The 16,107-nt window shown below is 70.7% G+C and carries 11 protein-coding genes; 6 read left to right on the forward strand and 5 right to left on the reverse strand.

Features of this window, described 5'->3' with window-relative positions; all coding sequences use genetic code 11:
* Positions 1-7 precede the first annotated feature (7 nt).
* The 5 genes from ftsA (at position 8) to recN (ending at position 7,014) form a co-directional block, all read left to right on the forward strand.
* Entirely contained in the window at positions 8-1,339 is a 1,332-nt protein-coding gene (gene ftsA, locus AB6A66_RS02730) for a cell division protein FtsA (RefSeq protein ID WP_371036733.1), read from the forward strand.
* Positions 1,340-1,521: 182 nt separating this feature from the next.
* Positions 1,522-3,126 carry a cell division protein FtsZ gene (gene ftsZ, locus AB6A66_RS02735; protein ID WP_371054701.1) on the forward strand — a complete coding sequence of 535 codons (1,605 nt, stop codon included), beginning with the start codon at positions 1,522-1,524 and terminating at the stop codon, positions 3,124-3,126.
* Between the two features lie 270 nt (positions 3,127-3,396).
* Positions 3,397-4,317, forward strand: a complete 921-nt coding sequence (lpxC, locus tag AB6A66_RS02740) for a UDP-3-O-acyl-N-acetylglucosamine deacetylase (protein WP_371054702.1) — start codon at positions 3,397-3,399, stop codon at positions 4,315-4,317.
* A gap of 139 nt (positions 4,318-4,456) precedes the next feature.
* The gene (locus tag AB6A66_RS02745; RefSeq protein WP_371036730.1) at positions 4,457-5,320 is read left to right on the forward strand and encodes an outer membrane protein assembly factor BamD; all 864 of its coding nucleotides are present in this window, start codon (positions 4,457-4,459) and stop codon (positions 5,318-5,320) included.
* Positions 5,321-5,364: 44 nt separating this feature from the next.
* Positions 5,365-7,014 carry a DNA repair protein RecN gene (recN, locus tag AB6A66_RS02750; RefSeq protein ID WP_371054937.1) on the forward strand — a complete coding sequence of 550 codons (1,650 nt, stop codon included), beginning with the start codon at positions 5,365-5,367 and terminating at the stop codon, positions 7,012-7,014.
* Between the two features lie 158 nt (positions 7,015-7,172).
* Here recN and AB6A66_RS02755 read toward each other — a convergent pair whose 3' ends face one another.
* Complete coding sequence (locus tag AB6A66_RS02755; protein WP_371054703.1) at positions 7,173-8,546, reverse strand: FAD-binding oxidoreductase; 1,374 nt, start codon at positions 8,544-8,546, stop codon at positions 7,173-7,175.
* Between the two features lie 95 nt (positions 8,547-8,641).
* Here AB6A66_RS02755 and AB6A66_RS02760 point away from each other — a divergent pair, with 95 nt between their 5' ends.
* Complete coding sequence (locus AB6A66_RS02760; protein WP_371054704.1) at positions 8,642-10,330, forward strand: chloride channel protein; 1,689 nt, start codon at positions 8,642-8,644, stop codon at positions 10,328-10,330.
* Positions 10,331-10,449: 119 nt separating this feature from the next.
* Here AB6A66_RS02760 and AB6A66_RS02765 read toward each other — a convergent pair whose 3' ends face one another.
* The 4 genes from AB6A66_RS02765 to cobS form a co-directional block, all read right to left on the reverse strand.
* Positions 10,450-10,791 carry a DUF427 domain-containing protein gene (locus AB6A66_RS02765; protein WP_371054705.1) on the reverse strand — a complete coding sequence of 114 codons (342 nt, stop codon included), beginning with the start codon at positions 10,789-10,791 and terminating at the stop codon, positions 10,450-10,452.
* A gap of 86 nt (positions 10,792-10,877) precedes the next feature.
* A complete protein-coding gene (locus tag AB6A66_RS02770) occupies positions 10,878-12,674 on the reverse strand; it encodes an aminopeptidase P family protein (protein ID WP_371054706.1) in 1,797 nt (598 codons plus the stop codon).
* Between the two features lie 82 nt (positions 12,675-12,756).
* Positions 12,757-14,628 (reverse strand): cobaltochelatase subunit CobT, encoded by a 1,872-nt coding sequence (cobT, locus tag AB6A66_RS02775; protein ID WP_371054707.1) that lies wholly within the window; start codon positions 14,626-14,628, stop codon positions 12,757-12,759.
* Between the two features lie 271 nt (positions 14,629-14,899).
* Positions 14,900-15,886 (reverse strand): cobaltochelatase subunit CobS, encoded by a 987-nt coding sequence (gene cobS / locus AB6A66_RS02780; protein ID WP_371036724.1) that lies wholly within the window; start codon positions 15,884-15,886, stop codon positions 14,900-14,902.
* Between the last annotated feature and the right edge of the window lie 221 nt (positions 15,887-16,107).

A 16,107-nucleotide genomic window follows, 5' to 3' on the forward strand; every position in this document is an offset into this window, starting at 1 on the left:
GACGCCCATGATCGAGCTGTACGAGTCCCAGCGCGCCATGCGCAACATGCGTCGCGCCGCGATGCAGCGCGGCGTGGTGGCCATCCTCGACGTGGGCAGCTCTAAGATCGCATGCCTGGTGCTGCGCTTCGACGGGACCGCCGGGCGTGTGGGCGACGGCGTGGGCTCGCTTGCCGGGCAGGCCGGGTTCCGCGTGATCGGGGCGGCCACGACCCGCTCGCGCGGGGTGCGCTTCGGCGAGATCGACGCGATGGCCGAGACCGAGCGCGCGATCCGCACCGCCGTGCAGGCCGCCCAGAAGATGGCGCAGATCCGGGTGGATCACGTGATCGCCTGCTTCTCGGGAGCGGGGCCGCGCTCCTACGGGCTGGCGGGAGAGGTCGAGCTGGAGGGGCCGATGGTGACGGAGCAGGACGTGGCCCGCGCCCTTTCCTCCTGCGAGGTGCCCGAATTCGGGACGGGCCGCGAGGTGCTGCACGCCCAGCCGGTCAACTTCGCGCTGGACCACCGCACCGGCCTCGGCGATCCCCGCGGCCAGATCGGAAACCGCCTCGCCTGCGACATGCACATGCTGACCGTGGATGCGCAGGCGGTCCAGAACCTCGCCTACTGCATGAAACGCTGCGACCTCGAGCTTGCGGGGCTGGCCTCGTCGAGCTACTGCGCCGGTCTATCCGCGCTGGTGGAAGACGAACAGGAACTCGGCGCGGCCTGCATCGACATGGGCGGCGGCGCGACGGGCGTGTCGATCTTCATCAAGAAGCACATGATCTTCGCCGACGCGGTGCGCATGGGCGGCGATCACGTCACCGGCGACATCTCGATGGGCCTCCAGATCCCGACGGCGAACGCCGAGCGGATCAAGACCTTCTACGGCGGTGTCGTGGCGACCGGCATGGACGACCGCGAGATGATCGAGATCGGCGGCGATACGGGAGACTGGGAACACGACCGCCGCACCGTCTCGCGCGCGGAGCTGATCGGGATCATGCGCCCGCGGGTCGAGGAGATCCTCGAGGAGGTGCGCGCGCGCCTCGACGCGGCGGGCTTCGACCATCTGCCCTCCCAGCAGATCGTGCTTACCGGTGCGGCAAGCCAGATCCCCGGTCTCGACGGGCTGGCGAGCCGCATCCTCGGCCAGCAGGTGCGCCTTGGGCGGCCCTTGCGCGTGCATGGCCTGCCGCAGGCGGCCACCGGTCCCGGGTTCGCCGGCGTCGTCGGCCTCGCCCTCTTTGCCGCGCATCCGCAGGACGAGTGGTGGGATTTCGAGATCCCGGTGGAACGGTATCCGGCGCGCAGCCTGCGCCGGGCAGTAAAATGGTTCCGCGACAACTGGTGACCGCAAGATGTCGCAATATGAGCGAAATCCCGCGAAAACGCCGTCCGGGCCATCCATATTTGGGGCTTTTCAGGCGTTTTTTGCGTGACGAAGCGGCACAGTCCCGGTAGACTCGCGTCAGGACAGGCAGAATTCCGACCCGAAACGAGGTCGGTCCTCGAAAAAAGCAGGCGGACAGATCGATGACACTCACCCTCTCGGTCCCGGGGCAGGACGAACTGAAGCCCCGCATCACGGTCTTCGGCGTCGGCGGCGCCGGGGGTAACGCGGTCAACAACATGATCGACAAGCAGCTCGGCGGCGTCGACTTCGTGGTCGCGAACACCGACGCGCAGGCGCTGCAGCAGTCGAACGCGGAACACCGCGTCCAGCTTGGCGTGAAGGTGACCGAAGGGCTGGGCGCCGGCGCGCGGGCGACGGTGGGCGCCAAGGCGGCAGAGGAGTCGATCGAGCAGATCGTGGACCACCTCGCGGGGGCGCACATGTGCTTCATCACCGCCGGGATGGGCGGGGGCACCGGCACCGGCGCGGCGCCGATCATCGCGCAGGCCGCGCGGGAACTCGGCGTGCTGACCGTGGGCGTGGTGACGAAGCCCTTCCAGTTCGAGGGCGTGAAGCGGATGCGCCAGGCCGAGGAGGGTGTCGAGGCGCTTCAGAAGGTGGTGGACACGCTCATCATCATTCCCAACCAGAACCTCTTCCGCCTCGCCAACGAGAAGACGACCTTCACCGAGGCGTTCAGCCTTGCCGACGACGTGCTCTACCAGGGCGTGAAGGGCGTGACCGACCTCATGGTCCGCCCGGGCCTGATCAACCTCGACTTCGCGGATGTTCGCGCGGTGATGGACGAGATGGGCAAGGCGATGATGGGCACCGGCGAGGCCGAGGGCGAGGATCGCGCGATCCAGGCGGCCGAAAAGGCGATCGCCAACCCGCTGCTCGACGAGATCAGCCTGCGCGGCGCCAAGGGCGTCCTGATCAACATCACCGGCGCGCACGATCTCACGCTGTTCGAACTCGACGAGGCCGCCAACCGCATCCGCGAAGAGGTCGACCCCGAGGCGAACATCATCGTGGGCTCCACCCTCGACACCGAGATGGCGGGCGTCATGCGGGTGAGCGTCGTGGCGACAGGCATCGACGCGAGCGATGCCTCGCTCGAGGTTCCGGTGCCGCGCCGCTCGCTCGCGCGCCCCCTCACGCAGGAAGAGGCGGTCGCGCCCGACTGGGAAGACGCCCCCGCCGCCGACACGCCGCGCGTGGCCGCGACCGGCGAAGAGCCCTCGCTCTTCGAGGCACTGCCGGACGACGACGTGGCAGGCGAAGGCCATGTCGACGAAGACGATGTTCCGCCGCCGGCCTACCAGCCGGATGTGGCGCGCTTCGAACCGCGCGAGGACACGATCGAGGCCGATCCCGAAGCCTTCGTCGCCCCGCGCGCCCCGGCGCCCGGAACCCCGTCGCCCGAGGCGATGGACCGCCTGCGCGCGGCCGTGCGCCGCGGGGGCAGCGACTCCGCGCCGGGTGCGGCCCCCGCGCAGGATGCGCGGCCCGCCCCCGCCGCCTCGGGCGATCGCAGCCGCTTCGGTCTGGGCTCCCTCATCGACCGGATGACGGGGCACGAGAACGCGGACCGCGCGAGCGGCGGTGCACAGGCCGCGCGCCGCACGCCGCCGGTTCAGGCCGCGCGCCCGGCCGAGGCGCAGGAGCCCGCCCCGTCGAGCGAGCAGGATCCCGACCAGGAGCGGATCGAGATCCCGGCCTTCCTGCGGCGGCAGGCGAACTGAGCGGCAAATCCGCAACAGCGCGAAATCGGCCGGCCCCAAGGGCCGGCCTTTTCGTTTCTGAAACATCATGATTATCAGGGGCTTGTGGTGAGTTTTTCACCATAGGCGGGTTCATGCCGTCGCGGCGGGCGCCATGTTTCAGCCCGTTAGAAAGATTGAATTGAGCACACCCGCGCCCTCCGGTTACCACCACCCCGTCCAGGAAGGTGCATGCGCTTGACGGGATCCGTCACGCCGCACGCTTTGAACGAACAGGTTTCGGGGGTCCAGTTGCAGACCACACTCAAATCAGAGTTGCGCTTCGAAGGCCTGGGCCTGCACTCGGGCCGGCTGGCGAGGATGACGATCCGCCCCGCCTCGGCCGAGCATGGCATCTGGTTTCGGCGCTCCGACATTCTGGTCGGTGACGCGCTGGTTCCGGCGCGGTGGGACGCGGTGGAGCCGACGGCGCTTTGCACGCGGCTGCGCAACCGTGCGGGCGTCACCGTGTCCACGGTGGAGCATGTCATGGCCGCGCTCGCCGGGACGGGCATACAGAACGCGTTGATCGAGATCGACGGGCCCGAGGTGCCGATCCTCGACGGCTCGTCCGCGCCGTTCGTCCAGGCGATCCTGTCCCGCGGCGTGCGCAGGCTTCACGCGCCAGTGCGCGCGTTCGAGGTGCTCCGCGAGGTGCGCGTCGAGACGGGGGCGGGCTGGGCCATGCTGTCGCCCGACGACCGTTTGCGGATCGCGTTCGAGATCGATTTCGAGGACGCGGCGATCGGAGCGCAGGCGCTGTCGCTCGACATGTCGAACGGGACCTTCGTGCGCGAACTGTGCGACAGCCGGACCTTCTGCCGGCAGGCCGACGTGGACGCGATGCGCGAGCAGGGCCTCGCGCTGGGCGGCACGCTGGAAAACGCGGTGGTGGTGGACGGCGCGCGGGTGCTGAGCCCTGGCGGCCTGCGCCACGCCGACGAGCCCGTGCGCCACAAGATGCTGGATGCGCTCGGGGATCTCGCGCTCGCCGGGGCGCCGATACTGGGCCGCTACACCGGGCACCGGGCCGGCCACGCGATGACCAACGCGCTTCTGCACCGCCTGTTCGCGGAAACGGACGCCGTGCGCCTCGTGGCCTGCGACGCGGATACGGCGGCACGGCTGCCGGGTGTGGGAGCCGCGCTGGCGGAAATCTCCGCGGTGGCGTGAGGCGCGCCGTCCAGCCTGGGCGCCGCCGCGCCGCCGGTGGATGCTCAAAGCCGTTTTGCCTCGTTTCTTTATGTGCTAGGACCGGCGCGTCCGGCCGGGCCGGACCGGAACCGGACAACCCGGACAGAGGTGAACGAGCATGACGGGCAAGGCGATACTGTCCAGAACGACCGCGGCGGCGCTGCTTGCCGTGCTCCTGGCAGGTTGCGGCGGTGGAGGCGGCGCCGAGCGGGGCGGCTTTCTCGGCAGCAACGCGCCGCTCGAGTCGTTTTCGGCCCAGCAGATCTACGAGCGCGGCGAATACGAACTGCAGCGCGGACGCGAGGAAGACGCGGCCTTCTACTTCTCCGAGGTCGAGCGGCTTTATCCCTATTCCGAATGGGCGGAGCGTGCGCTCATCATGCAGGCCTACGCCTGGCACCAGGATCGCAGCTACGAGGAGTCGCGCGCCGCGGCACAGCGCTACATCGATTTCTACCCCGCCGAAGAGGATGCCGCCTACGCCCAGTACCTGCTGGCGCTGAGCTACTACGACCAGGTCGAGGACGTGGGCCGCGACCAGGGCGTGACCTTCCAGGCGCTGCAGTCCCTGCGCGAGGTGATCGAACGTTATCCCGACAGCGAATACGCTCGGTCCGCGATCCTGAAATTCGACCTCGCCTTCGACCACCTCGCCGGCAAGGAGATGGAAGTCGGCCGCTACTACCTGAAGCGCGGCCATTACGCCGCCGCGATCAACCGGTTCCGCGTGGTGGTGGAGGATTTCCAGACGACGACCCACACGCCGGAGGCGCTGCACCGGCTGGTGGAGTCCTACCTGTCCCTCGGCCTGACCGACGAGGCGCAGTCGGCAGGGGCGATCCTGGGCTACAACTACCGCGCGACCGACTGGTACGAGGACAGCTTCGCGCTGCTGACCGGGCGCGGGCTCGAGGCGCGGGCGCAAGGCGACAACTGGCTTGCCGCCATCTACCGCCAGGTCGTGCGCGGCGAATGGCTCTGATCGGGATGCCGGGCGGCTGAATGCCGCCCGCGCCCTTCGACCCCATGCTGCGCACCCTCGACATCCGCGACATGCTGATCATCGACCGGCTGGAGCTCGCCTTCGAGCCCGGCCTGAACGTGCTGACGGGCGAGACCGGGGCGGGCAAGTCGATCCTGCTCGACTGCCTGGGCTTCGTGCTGGGCTGGCGCGGCCGCGCCGAGCTTGTCCGCGAGGGCGCCTCGGAGGGCGAGGTGACGGCGGTGTTCGCGCTGCCCCGCACCCACCCCGCCCGCGCCGTTCTGGACGAGGCGGGGCTCGAGACCGGTGACGAGTTGATCCTGCGGCGGGTGAACCGTACCGGTGGCCAGAAGACGGCCTGGGTGAACGATCGCCGGGTTTCCGGCGAGGTGCTGCGCCGGCTGTCGGAAACGCTGGTCGAGCTTCACGGCCAGCAGGACGATCGCGGCCTGCTCGACCCGCGCGGCCACCGGCCGATGCTCGACGACTTCGCCGCTCTCGGGTCTCTGATCGCGGCCACGCGCGCGGCATGGACGGGCCGGCGCCGCGCGGCCGACGCGCTGGAGGAGGCGGAGGAGGCGCTGGCCGCCGCTCGCGCGGAGGAGGAGTTCCTGCGCCACGCCGTGGCCGAGCTGGAGGATCTCGCGCCCGAGCCCGGCGAGGAAGAGGCGCTCGACGCGCGCCGCAGGCTCATGCAGGGGGCCGAGCGCACGCGCGAGGATGTGGCCCGCGCCCTTGCGGCCCTCGGCAATGACGGCGCGGAAGGGGCCATGGGCGATGCGCTGCGCTGGCTCGAGGGGGTGGCCGACCGCGCCGAGGGCCGGCTCGAGGCGCCGCTCGCCGCGCTGTCGCGGGCCATGGTGGAGCTGGGCGAGGCCGCATCGGGTGTGGAGGAGTGCCTCGAGGCCCTGGCCTTCGATCCGCTCGAGCTCGAGAGCGTGGAGGAGCGGCTCTTCGCCATCCGCGGCCTCGCGCGGAAGCATCAGGTGATGCCAGACGAGCTGCCCGAGCTTGCCGGGACGCTGCGCGCGCGCCTCGATGCGCTCGACGCCGGCAGCGCGGATCTGGCCCGGCTGCGCGCGGCGCGGGACGAGGCCGAGGCGGCCTACGCCGAGGCCGCCGACGCGCTCGGCGCGGCGCGGCGGGAGGCCGCCGGACGGCTCGACCGGGCGGTGGAGGCCGAGCTCGCGCCCCTGCGGATGGAGCGCGCGGCCTTCCGCACGGAGGTGACGGAGGCGCAGCCGGGGCCCGAGGGCCGCGACGCGGTTCAGTTCACCGTCGCCACCAACCCCGGCGCACCGTCGGGCCCGTTGAACCGCATCGCCTCGGGCGGCGAGCTGAGCCGTTTCCTCCTCGCCCTCAAGGTGTCGCTCGCCGCGCCCGAGGGGGGCGTGACCATGATCTTCGACGAGATCGACCGCGGCGTGGGCGGTGCCACGGCCGACGCGGTCGGCCGGCGCCTGAAGGAGCTGGCCTCGGCCGGGCAGGTTCTGGTGGTGACCCATTCGCCGCAGGTCGCCGCGCTCGGCCGTCATCACATGCGGGTCGAAAAGCGCGTGGAGGCGGACACGACCCGGTCCACCGTGATCCCGCTTTCGGGTGACGCGCGGGTGGACGAGCTTGCGCGCATGCTTTCCGGCGACCGGGTGACCGACGAGGCCCGGTCGGCGGCCCGCGCGCTTCTGTCGGGCTGAGCGGGTGTCCGGCCCGCCCGCCGGTGCCGGTCACCGACGCGGGCTGCGGCTCCGCGGGCCGATGTCCCGGACGGGCGCGTCCGCGGTCCCGTGAGCCGCGACGACGCGCGGCGCCGGTCTCGGGCGGCCGCGAGGCGGGCGCGCCGGAGGCGAAGCGCTCAGGGCTCCGGCACCAGCTTGCCGGGGTTGAGGATGTTCCGCGGGTCGAGGGCGCGCTTCAGGGTGCCCATGACCTGCCAGCCCTCGCCGTGCTCGGCAGCCATGTAGGACGTCTTGCCCATGCCGACCCCGTGCTCGCCCGTCGCGGTGCCGCCGAGCGCGAGGGCGCGCTCGACCATCCGGTGCTGAAGCCCCTTCGCCGCCTCGAGCTCCTCCGGGCGGTCGGGGTCCACGAGCAGCACCGCGTGGAAGTTGCCGTCGCCCACATGGCCGAGGATCGGACCCGGGACCGGGCCGGCGGCGATGTCGGCGCGCGTCGCCTCCACCGCCTCGGCCAGCCGCGATACCGGCACGCAGATATCGGTCACCAGCGCCCGCGCGCCCGGACGCTGCGCGAGGATCGCGTAATAGGCATTGTGGCGCAGGGCCCAGAGCGCGCTGCGCTCCTCGGCCTTGCGGGACCAGCGGAAGGCCGCGCCGCCATGCTCGGCCACGAGGGCGCCGAAGCTGTCCGCCTCGGCCTCCACCGTGGCGGGCGCGCCGTGAAGCTCGACCAGCAGATGCGGCCGTTCCGGCAGATCGACCCCGGCATAGGCGTTGAAGGCCGCCGCCGTGGCCGCGTCCACGAACTCGATCCGGGCCATCGGCAGCGCGCACTGGATGGTCTCGATCACGCAGTCCACCGCATCCTCCATCCGGTTGAAGGCGCAGATCCCGGCGGCCACCGCCTCGGGCTGGCCGTGCAGGCGCAGCGTGAGCGCGGTGATGAGGCCCAGCGTGCCCTCCGAGCCCAGCATGAGCGCCGTGAGGTCGTAGCCCGAGGCCGATTTGCGGGCGCGCGAGCCCGTGCGGATCACCCGCCCGTCGGCCAGGACGACCTCGAGGCCCAGCACATTGTCGCGCATCGAGCCGTAGCGCACGGTCGTGGTGCCCGAGGCGCGCGTGGCCGCCATGCCGCCGAGCGAGGCGTTCGCACCGGGATCGACCGGGAAAAAAAGCCCGGTGTCGCGAAGCTCCCGGTTGAGCGCCTCGCGGGTCAGGCCCGGCTGCACCGTGCAGTCCATGTCCTCGGCGCGGATCTCGAGGATCCTGTCCATACGGGCGAAATCCACCACGAGCCCGCCCCGCGCGGCGAGCGCGTGCCCCTCGAGCGAGGTGCCCGCCCCCCAACCGACGACCGGGCAGGCGTGGGCCGCGCAGATCCTGAGGATCTCCGCCACCTCCCCGGTGGTCTCGGGCCAGGCCACCGCGTCGGGCGGTGTCGGGGGAAAGTGGCTCTCGGAGCGGCCATGCGCCTCCAGATCGGGGTTGGAGCGGCTCAGGCGTTCGCCTAGTAAGGACGACAGGGCTTCGAGCGCGTCAGGGAAGGGCATGTCAGGGCTCCGGCAATCGCGGCAAATCCTAGGGCGTCCCAGCGGGCGGGGAAAGGCGCGTGCACCGCGCCGTCCCGTCACGCGCTGAGGCGGGCATGGAGGAGGACCCGCGCCGCCCGATCCTGCGAGAGCTCTACGAGATGCGGGCGGCGTTCCGCCAGGGCTGGCAGCTCTTGCGCCAGCGCGGTCCCAGCCAGATCCAGTTCTGGTTCATCGCGCTGCTCGTCGGATCGGCGGCGGGGGGAGCCGCGGTCCTTTTCCGCTTCGGCATCAACGAGTTGCAGAGCCTCGCCTACGGCACCGAGGACCTGCACATGCTGCACAGCTTCGCCGAGACGCTGGACTGGTGGTGGGTGCTGACGGTGCCGGTGCTGGGCGGGCTCGCCGTGGGGGTGCTGCTGCATCTCTTCACCCCCGACGGGCGCGTGCGCTCGGTGGCCGACGTCATCGAGGGCGCGGCGCTCAACGACGGCCGGGTGGAACGGCGCGCGGGGCGCACCTCTGCGCTCTGTTCGCTGATCACGCTCTCGACCGGGGGCTCGACGGGGCGCGAGGGGCCGGTGGTGCACATCGCCGCGCTGATCTCCACCGCGGTGTCCAACGCGATCCGGGCCGACGGGATCACCGGGCGCGATCTTCTGGGCTGCGCCGTGGCGGCCGCGGTCTCGGCCTCTTTCAACGCGCCGATCGCGGGCGCGCTCTTCGCGATGGAGGTGATCCTGCGCCACTTCGCGCTCCACGCCTTCGCGCCCATCGTGATCGCCAGCGCGGCGGGCACGGTCATCGGCCGGCTGGCCTTCGGCGACGTCACCAACTTCGTCCTGCCCGGCGGCTCGGCGCTCGAGTTCTACATCGAGATGCCGGCCTTCCTGCTGCTCGGTCTCGTCTGCGGCTTCGTCGGGGTGATGACGATGCGGGCGATCTTCCTCGCGGAGGATGTCGGAACCCGCCTCCAGCGCGGCACCGGGATGCCGGTCTGGCTGCGCCCGGCCTGCGCGGGTCTTCTGCTCGGCGGGATCGCGATCTTCTTTCCGCACATCATCGGGGTGGGCTACGAGACGACGACGGCGGCGCTCACGGGCCAGCTTCTTCTGCACGAGGCGATCGCCTTCACCGTCGTCAAGGTGATCGCGGTCGCGGTGACCATGGGGGGCCGGATGGGCGGCGGCGTCTTCTCGCCATCGCTGATGCTGGGCGCGCTCACCGGGCTGGCCTTCGGGATCGTCGCCACCGGCATCTTCCCCGAGGTGTCGGGAAGCCCCACGCTCTACGCGCTCGCGGGGATGGGGGCGGTGGCCGCGGCGGTGCTGGGGGCGCCGATCTCCACCACGCTCATCGTGTTCGAACTGACCGGCGACTGGCAGACGGGCCTTGCGGTGATGGTCTCGGTCTCGACGTCCACCGCGCTTGCCTCGCGGCTGGTGGACCGCTCCTTCTTCCTCACGCAGCTCGAGCGGCGGGGCGTGCATCTCGCGGCCGGCCCGCAGGAATACCTTCTGCAGATGTTCCGCGTGGCCGGCGTCATGCGGGGGCCGCTCGACGATCAGGCGGCCGACGAAGATCGCTGCTGGGAGCTTGTCCGGAGCGGCGCCTACGTGGACGCCAACGCCACGCTCGACGCGGCGATGCCGATCTTCGAGAAATCGGGCCTGCCCTTCATTCCCGTGGTGACGCTGTCGGGCGAGGGCAAGGCGCCGGAGCTTCAGGGCGCGCTCTTTCACGTGGATGCGCTCAGGGCCTACAACCGGGCGCTCGCCGCCACGGCGCAGGAAGAGCATTCCTGAGCGCGGCGTGACCGGCGCGAGCGCCGCGGCGCGGGTGGGCGCCGCGCAGGGGCGACCGCCTGGGCTCCGCGCCGGGCTCCGGGTGAAGGGGAACGCGACGCGGCCCGTGCCGGCGCGGCTTACAGGCGCTCCACCGTCACCATGTCGGACTCGTAAAAGGCGACATGCCCCGCGATCTCGGAAACGCCGTCGAGGGGCGCCTCGTAGGACCATGCCGCATCGGGAATCGTCGTGGATTTCGTGACGATCGAGAACCAGCTCGCATCGCCCTTGTGGGGGCAATGGCTGCTGCGCTCGGTGGGCTCCAGGAACGCCATCGCGAGATCCTCGCGGGGGAAGTAGATCACGGGGGCATGGCCCTCTTCGTCCAGTTCGAGCGCCGCGCTCGACTCGCCCAGGACCGCGCCGCCCGCGCGCACGCTCCACTTTCCCTGAGCCGGCCTGATGATGATCCTGGCCATGCGGTTCTCCCTCGTGTTTTCGCCGCGCTGCGCGCCTGCTGCGGCGTTGGCTGGCGTCGGCCTGTTTCCTGCCCGCGGGCTGCGCCTCAGATCGGCGCGGTGGCGGCATCCAACCATGTTTTCGCGGCGCTGCCCAGCCTTGGGCCGATCTTGGATCGCACCAGCGCATGATAGGCGTTGAGCCATGCCCGCTCGGGGCCGTGCAGCATCTCCGCCTCCACGAGGCGGCGCTCGAAGGGCACATAGGTCAGCGTGTGGAAACGCAGCATCTTCGCCACGCTGCCGCCCGGGAGTTCCGGCGCGTCCTCGACCACGATCAGGTTCTCCAGCCGGATGCCGAAGGCGCCCTCCCTGTAGAAGCCGGGCTCGTTGGAAAGGATCATGCCGGGCAGGAGTTCGGCCTCGCCGGCGCGCGCGATTTTCTGCGGCCCCTCGTGAACGGACAGGTAGGCGCCGACGCCGTGGCCGGTTCCGTGGGCATAGTCCTGCCCGGCCAGCCAGAGCGGCATCCGCGCCAGCGCATCCAGATCCCGCCCGGCGAGCCCGGCGGGCCAGCGCAGCCGTGACAGGGTGATGAGGCCCTGCAGCACGCGGGTGTAGCAGGCGCGCATCTCTTCGGTCGGCGTGCCGATGGCCAGGGTCCGGGTGATGTCGGTGGTTCCGTCGAGATACTGACCGCCGCTATCCACGAGGTAAAGCTCGCCGGCCTTCAGCGGGCGGTTCGTCTCCTCGGTGACGCGGTAATGCATGATCGCGCCGTGCGGCCCCGCGCAGGAGATCGTGTCGAAGGAGATGTCCTCGAGCTTTCCGGTCGCGCGGCGGCTCTCTTCGAGTTTCGTGACGGCGTCGATCTCCGTCAGGCTGCCCGCCGGCTGATCGGCGAGCCAGGCGAGGAACTCGCACACCGCCGCGCCGTCGCGAAGATGCGCCTCGCCCGCGCCGCGGATCTCGGCCGCGTTCTTGCACGCCTTGGGCCGGACGCAGGGATCGGGGCCGCGTGCCACCTCCACGCCGGCCTCCTCGAGCGCGCGAAGCACCGCGAGCGGCGCGCTTGCCGGATCGATGCGGACCGGGCCGGACAGCTCGCCCAGGGCGGCGGCGAAGCGCTCCGGCCGGTGCGCGGCGACCTCGGGGCCCAAGTGGTCGCCCAGGCCCTCGAGCTTTTCCTCGGCCATGAAGAGATCCACCCGCCCGTCCTCGTGCAGGACGGCGAAGCCATGGGCGAGGGGGGCCCGCGGCACGTCGGACCCGCGGATGTTCAGAAGCCAGCAGATGGAGTCGGGCAGGGTGATCACCGCCGCGCGGTGTCCGGCGTCGCGAAGCTCGCGGCCGAGGCGCGCGCGCTTTTCCGCCGCGCCTTCCCCCGCGAGGTCGAGGGGGTGCGCGCGTGCCCGGCCGAGCGGCGGCGCTGGCTGGTCCTGCCAGATCCGGTCCACGAGGTTCGCCGTCTCGCGCAGGCTGACGCCGCTGCCCCGAAGCGCGGTTTCGAGCTTTTCCACCTGCTCGACGGTGTGAAGCCACGGGTCGATGCCCACCACGCCACCGTTGGGCAGCGTCTCGCGCAGCCAGTCCGACGGCTTGACCTCGGGCCAGTCGACCGGCGTGAAGTCCTCCGCCACCTGCGCCTTGACCTGCACCCGGTAGCGCCCGTCCACGAAGACGCCCGCCACCGAGGGCAGCACGACCGCAAAGCCGGCCGAGCCGGTGAACCCGGTCAGCCAGGACAACCGCTCGTCCCGGGGGGCGACATACTCGCCCTGATGTGCGTCCGCGCGCGGCACCCAGAACCCGTCGAGGCCCTCGCGGGCCATCTCCTCGCGCAGCCGCGCGAGGCGCGGCGGTCCCTGATCGGGCCGCGACGTGGCCTTGAAAGACTGAAGCATCCGCCCCTCCGCTGTGATCCGCGGCAACTTTGGGCATCCGCGCGGCGGATGCAAGCGCCTCGGCCGCGAAGCCGGGGCGCCGTCAGGACGCCTTGCGGATGCCGACGAGGCGCGCGCGGGCGCGGGGGTCGGAATCGAACAGGCTGGCAAGCTGTTCGGTCATCGCCCCGGCAAGCTGGTCCACGTCGGTAATGGTCACCGCGCGGTGGTAGTAGCGGGTGACGTCATGGCCGATGCCGATGGCGATGAGTTCGACCGCGCTTCGCCGTTCCACCATCGCGATCACGTCGCGCAGATGCTTCTCGAGGTAATTCGCGGGGTTCACGGACAGCGTCGAATCGTCCACCGGCGCGCCGTCCGAGATCACCATGAGGATCTTGCGGCTTTCCGGGCGCATCATCATGCGCCGGTGCGCCCATTCGAGCGCCTCGCCGTCGATGTTCTCCTTCAGAAGCCCCTCCTTCATCATCAGCCCGAGATTGTCGCGCGCGCGCCGCCAGGGCGCATCGGCGGGCTTGTAGACGATGTGCCTCAGATCGTTGAGCCGCCCGGGTGCGAGGGGCCGGCCCTCGTTCAGCCACGCCTCGCGGCTCTGCCCGCCCTTCCAGGCGCGCGTCGTGAATCCCAGGATCTCGACCTTGACCGAGCAGCGCTCGAGCGTGCGCGCCAGCACGTCGGCGCAGATCGCGGCGATGGAGATCGGCCGCCCGCGCATCGAGCCCGAGTTGTCCAGAAGCAGGGTCACCACCGTGTCGCGGAACTCGGTGTCCTTCTCGACCTTGAAGGACAGCGGCGTCGTGGGGTTCGCCACGACCCGCGCCAGGCGACCGGCGTCGAGGATGCCCTCCTCGCGGTCGAACTCCCAGCTGCGGTTCTGTTGCGCCTGAAGGCGGCGTTGCAGCTTGTTGGCAAGCCGCGAGACCGCGCCCTTCAGCGGTTCGAGCTGCTGGTCGAGATAGGCGCGCAGGCGCTCGAGCTCGATGGGCTCCGCGAGGTCCTGCGCCGCCACCTCCTCGTCGAAGGCGGTATTGAAGACCCGGTAGTCGGGGTCCGCATCCGAGACGGGGGCGGGCGGCGGCGGCTCCTGGGGGGCCTCGCCCTCGGGCATCTCGGTCTCTTCGCCGAGTTCCTGGTCGGCCAGCTCGTCCATGCTGACCTGCGCCTGGCTTTCGTCCTGCGTCTCGTCCTGGGACTGCTCGGGCGAGGCTTCGGCATCGTCCTGACTGTCGTCCTGGCCGGTGCTGTCGGGCTCCTCTTCCTCCTCGGCGCCGTCCTCGGCCTCTTCCTGCTGGTCGTCGTCCTGCTGGTCGGGATCGTCGCCCAGCTGGTCGCCGTATCCGAGATCCTCGATGACCTTGCGCGCGAAGCGGGCGAAGGCGCCCTGGTCGGAGAGATTGCCCTCCAGCGCTTCGAGCGTCTCGCCCGCCTGGCTTTCGATGTAGCCGCGCCACAGCTCCATCACGTTCTGCGCGGCCTCGGGCAGCTCGCGCCCGGTGGCAAGGTGCCGGATGAGGTAGCCCGCCGCCGTGGGCAGCGGAACGTCGCCCGGCTCGCGCGCCTCGGCGTAGCCGCGCCGGGCCGCCTCGGCGCCGATCTTGGCGTCGATGTTGGTGGCGGTGCCGGGCATGTCGCGTGCGCCCATCGCCTCGCAGCGGGCGGTTTCCATCGCCTCGTAGAGATCGCGCGCCATCTCCCCCGGCGGGCAGTAGCGGGCATGGGTTCCCGCGTCGTGATAGCGCCGGTGCAGCGCGAGCGCGTCCGCCGTCCCGCGCGCCACCAGAACCTCGTCGCGGCTCATCCGGCGGCTGACTTGCGGCAGGCGCATGATGTCGCCGGTGATCCCCGACGGATCCACCGAATAGCTCACGCTGAGTTCGGGGTCGTGCGCCATGACCCGCGTGGCCTCGGCCAGCGCCTTCTTGAACGGATCGGCGGGATTGTCGGGCTTCTGCATGAGGGTCTTCGCACGTCCTGGTGGCTGTCGCGGGGAAGCTAATGCCTCGTCGGGGGGATGACCAGTGGCGGCGCGTTTTCCGTGAGCGTCGCACCGGCAGGCTCGGCCGCAGCGGTCCCGCGCCCCCTCCGCGACGCGGGGCCACGGCGCCGGTCAAGCAGGTGGCGGAACACCCCGGGACCGCGCGGCGCGGCCCGCGGGTCGGGAAATGAAAACGGGCCGCGCCGGGCTGGTGCGACCCGTTCTGCGAGGTCGTGAAATCGCGCCGGGGTCAGCCGAAACTGCCGTGCGCGGCGCTTTCGGGAAGTTCCTCGTTGAAGCAGCGCTGGTAGAATTCGGCCACCGTCTGCCGCTCCAGCTCGTCGCACTTGTTCAGAAAGCTCACCCGGAAGGCATAGCCCACGTTGCGGAAGATCTCCGCGTTCTGCGCCCAGGCGATCACCGTGCGCGGGCTCATCACCGTGGACAGATCGCCGTTCATGAAGGCGGTGCGGGTCAGGTCGGCCACGGTGACCATCTGCTTGACGGTCTTGCGGCCCTTCTCGGTGTTGTAGTGCGGCGCCTTTGCCAGCACGATCGCCGTTTCCGCGTCGATCGACAGGTAGTTGAGCGTGGCCACCAGGCTCCAGCGGTCCATCTGGCCCTGATTGATCTGCTGGGTGCCGTGGTAAAGGCCCGTCGTGTCCCCGAGGCCGACCGTGTTCGCCGTGGCGAAGATGCGGAAATACGGGTGCGGGGTGATGACCTCGTTCTGGTCGAGCAGGGTCAGCTTGCCGTCGGCTTCCAGTACCCGCTGGATCACGAACATCACGTCCGCACGGCCCGCGTCATACTCGTCGAAGACGATCGCCGCAGGATTGCGCAGCGCCCAGGGCAGGATGCCTTCCTGGAACTCGGTGACCTGCATGCCGTCGCGCAGCTTGATCGCGTCCTTGCCGATCAGGTCGATCCGGCTGATATGGCTGTCGAGGTTCACGCGCACGGTGGGCCAGTTGAGCCGCGCCGCCACCTGTTCGATATGGGTGGACTTGCCGGTGCCGTGATAGCCCTGGATCATCACGCGGCGATTGTTGCGAAAGCCTGCAAGGATCGCGAGCGTGGTGTCCGGGTCGAACTTGTAGGTCGTGTCGAGATCGGGCACGCGCTCGGTCCGTTCCGGGAATCCGTGCACGATCATGTCGGTGTCGATGCCGAACACCTCGCGGACCGAGACCTCTTCGGTGGGTTTCGCGTTGATGTCGATGCTGCCGTCCGCCATGACCGTCCCTGATCCTTTTCGTGCATGTCTGCCGCCGCGATGCGCGGCCCGTGGTGCAACATATTCCCGGGCGGGGCAAGGGGAAGGGCGCGCGCCGCACGCGGCATCCGGCCGCCCGCTGCGGGGTGTGCCGCCGCCCGTACCGTCCGGCGCCGACCGCGCACGCTCACGCGGTTGTGCGGGCGCGGGACTTGCCCCGGCCTGGAGGCGCCCGCTAGCCT

It is taken from the genome of Rhodosalinus sp. K401, assembly GCF_041365735.1.
Lineage (GTDB): Bacteria > Pseudomonadota > Alphaproteobacteria > Rhodobacterales > Rhodobacteraceae > Rhodosalinus.

What these genes read in the sequence shown, in the direction of transcription:
- cobS (WP_371036724.1), bottom strand. Translation starts at nt 15,886, where the DNA reads ATGGCGGACGGCAGCATCGACATCAACGCGAAACCCACCGAAGAGGTC.
- recN (WP_371054937.1), top strand. Translation starts at nt 5,365, where the DNA reads ATGCTGCGCACCCTCGACATCCGCGACATGCTGATCATCGACCGGCTG.
- cobT (WP_371054707.1), bottom strand. Translation starts at nt 14,628, where the DNA reads ATGCAGAAGCCCGACAATCCCGCCGATCCGTTCAAGAAGGCGCTGGCC.
- AB6A66_RS02765 (WP_371054705.1), bottom strand. Translation starts at nt 10,791, where the DNA reads ATGGCCAGGATCATCATCAGGCCGGCTCAGGGAAAGTGGAGCGTGCGC.
- AB6A66_RS02755 (WP_371054703.1), bottom strand. Translation starts at nt 8,546, where the DNA reads ATGCCCTTCCCTGACGCGCTCGAAGCCCTGTCGTCCTTACTAGGCGAA.
- ftsA (WP_371036733.1), top strand. Translation starts at nt 8, where the DNA reads ATGATCGAGCTGTACGAGTCCCAGCGCGCCATGCGCAACATGCGTCGC.
- ftsZ (WP_371054701.1), top strand. Translation starts at nt 1,522, where the DNA reads ATGACACTCACCCTCTCGGTCCCGGGGCAGGACGAACTGAAGCCCCGC.
- AB6A66_RS02745 (WP_371036730.1), top strand. Translation starts at nt 4,457, where the DNA reads ATGACGGGCAAGGCGATACTGTCCAGAACGACCGCGGCGGCGCTGCTT.
- AB6A66_RS02760 (WP_371054704.1), top strand. Translation starts at nt 8,642, where the DNA reads ATGGAGGAGGACCCGCGCCGCCCGATCCTGCGAGAGCTCTACGAGATG.
- AB6A66_RS02770 (WP_371054706.1), bottom strand. Translation starts at nt 12,674, where the DNA reads ATGCTTCAGTCTTTCAAGGCCACGTCGCGGCCCGATCAGGGACCGCCG.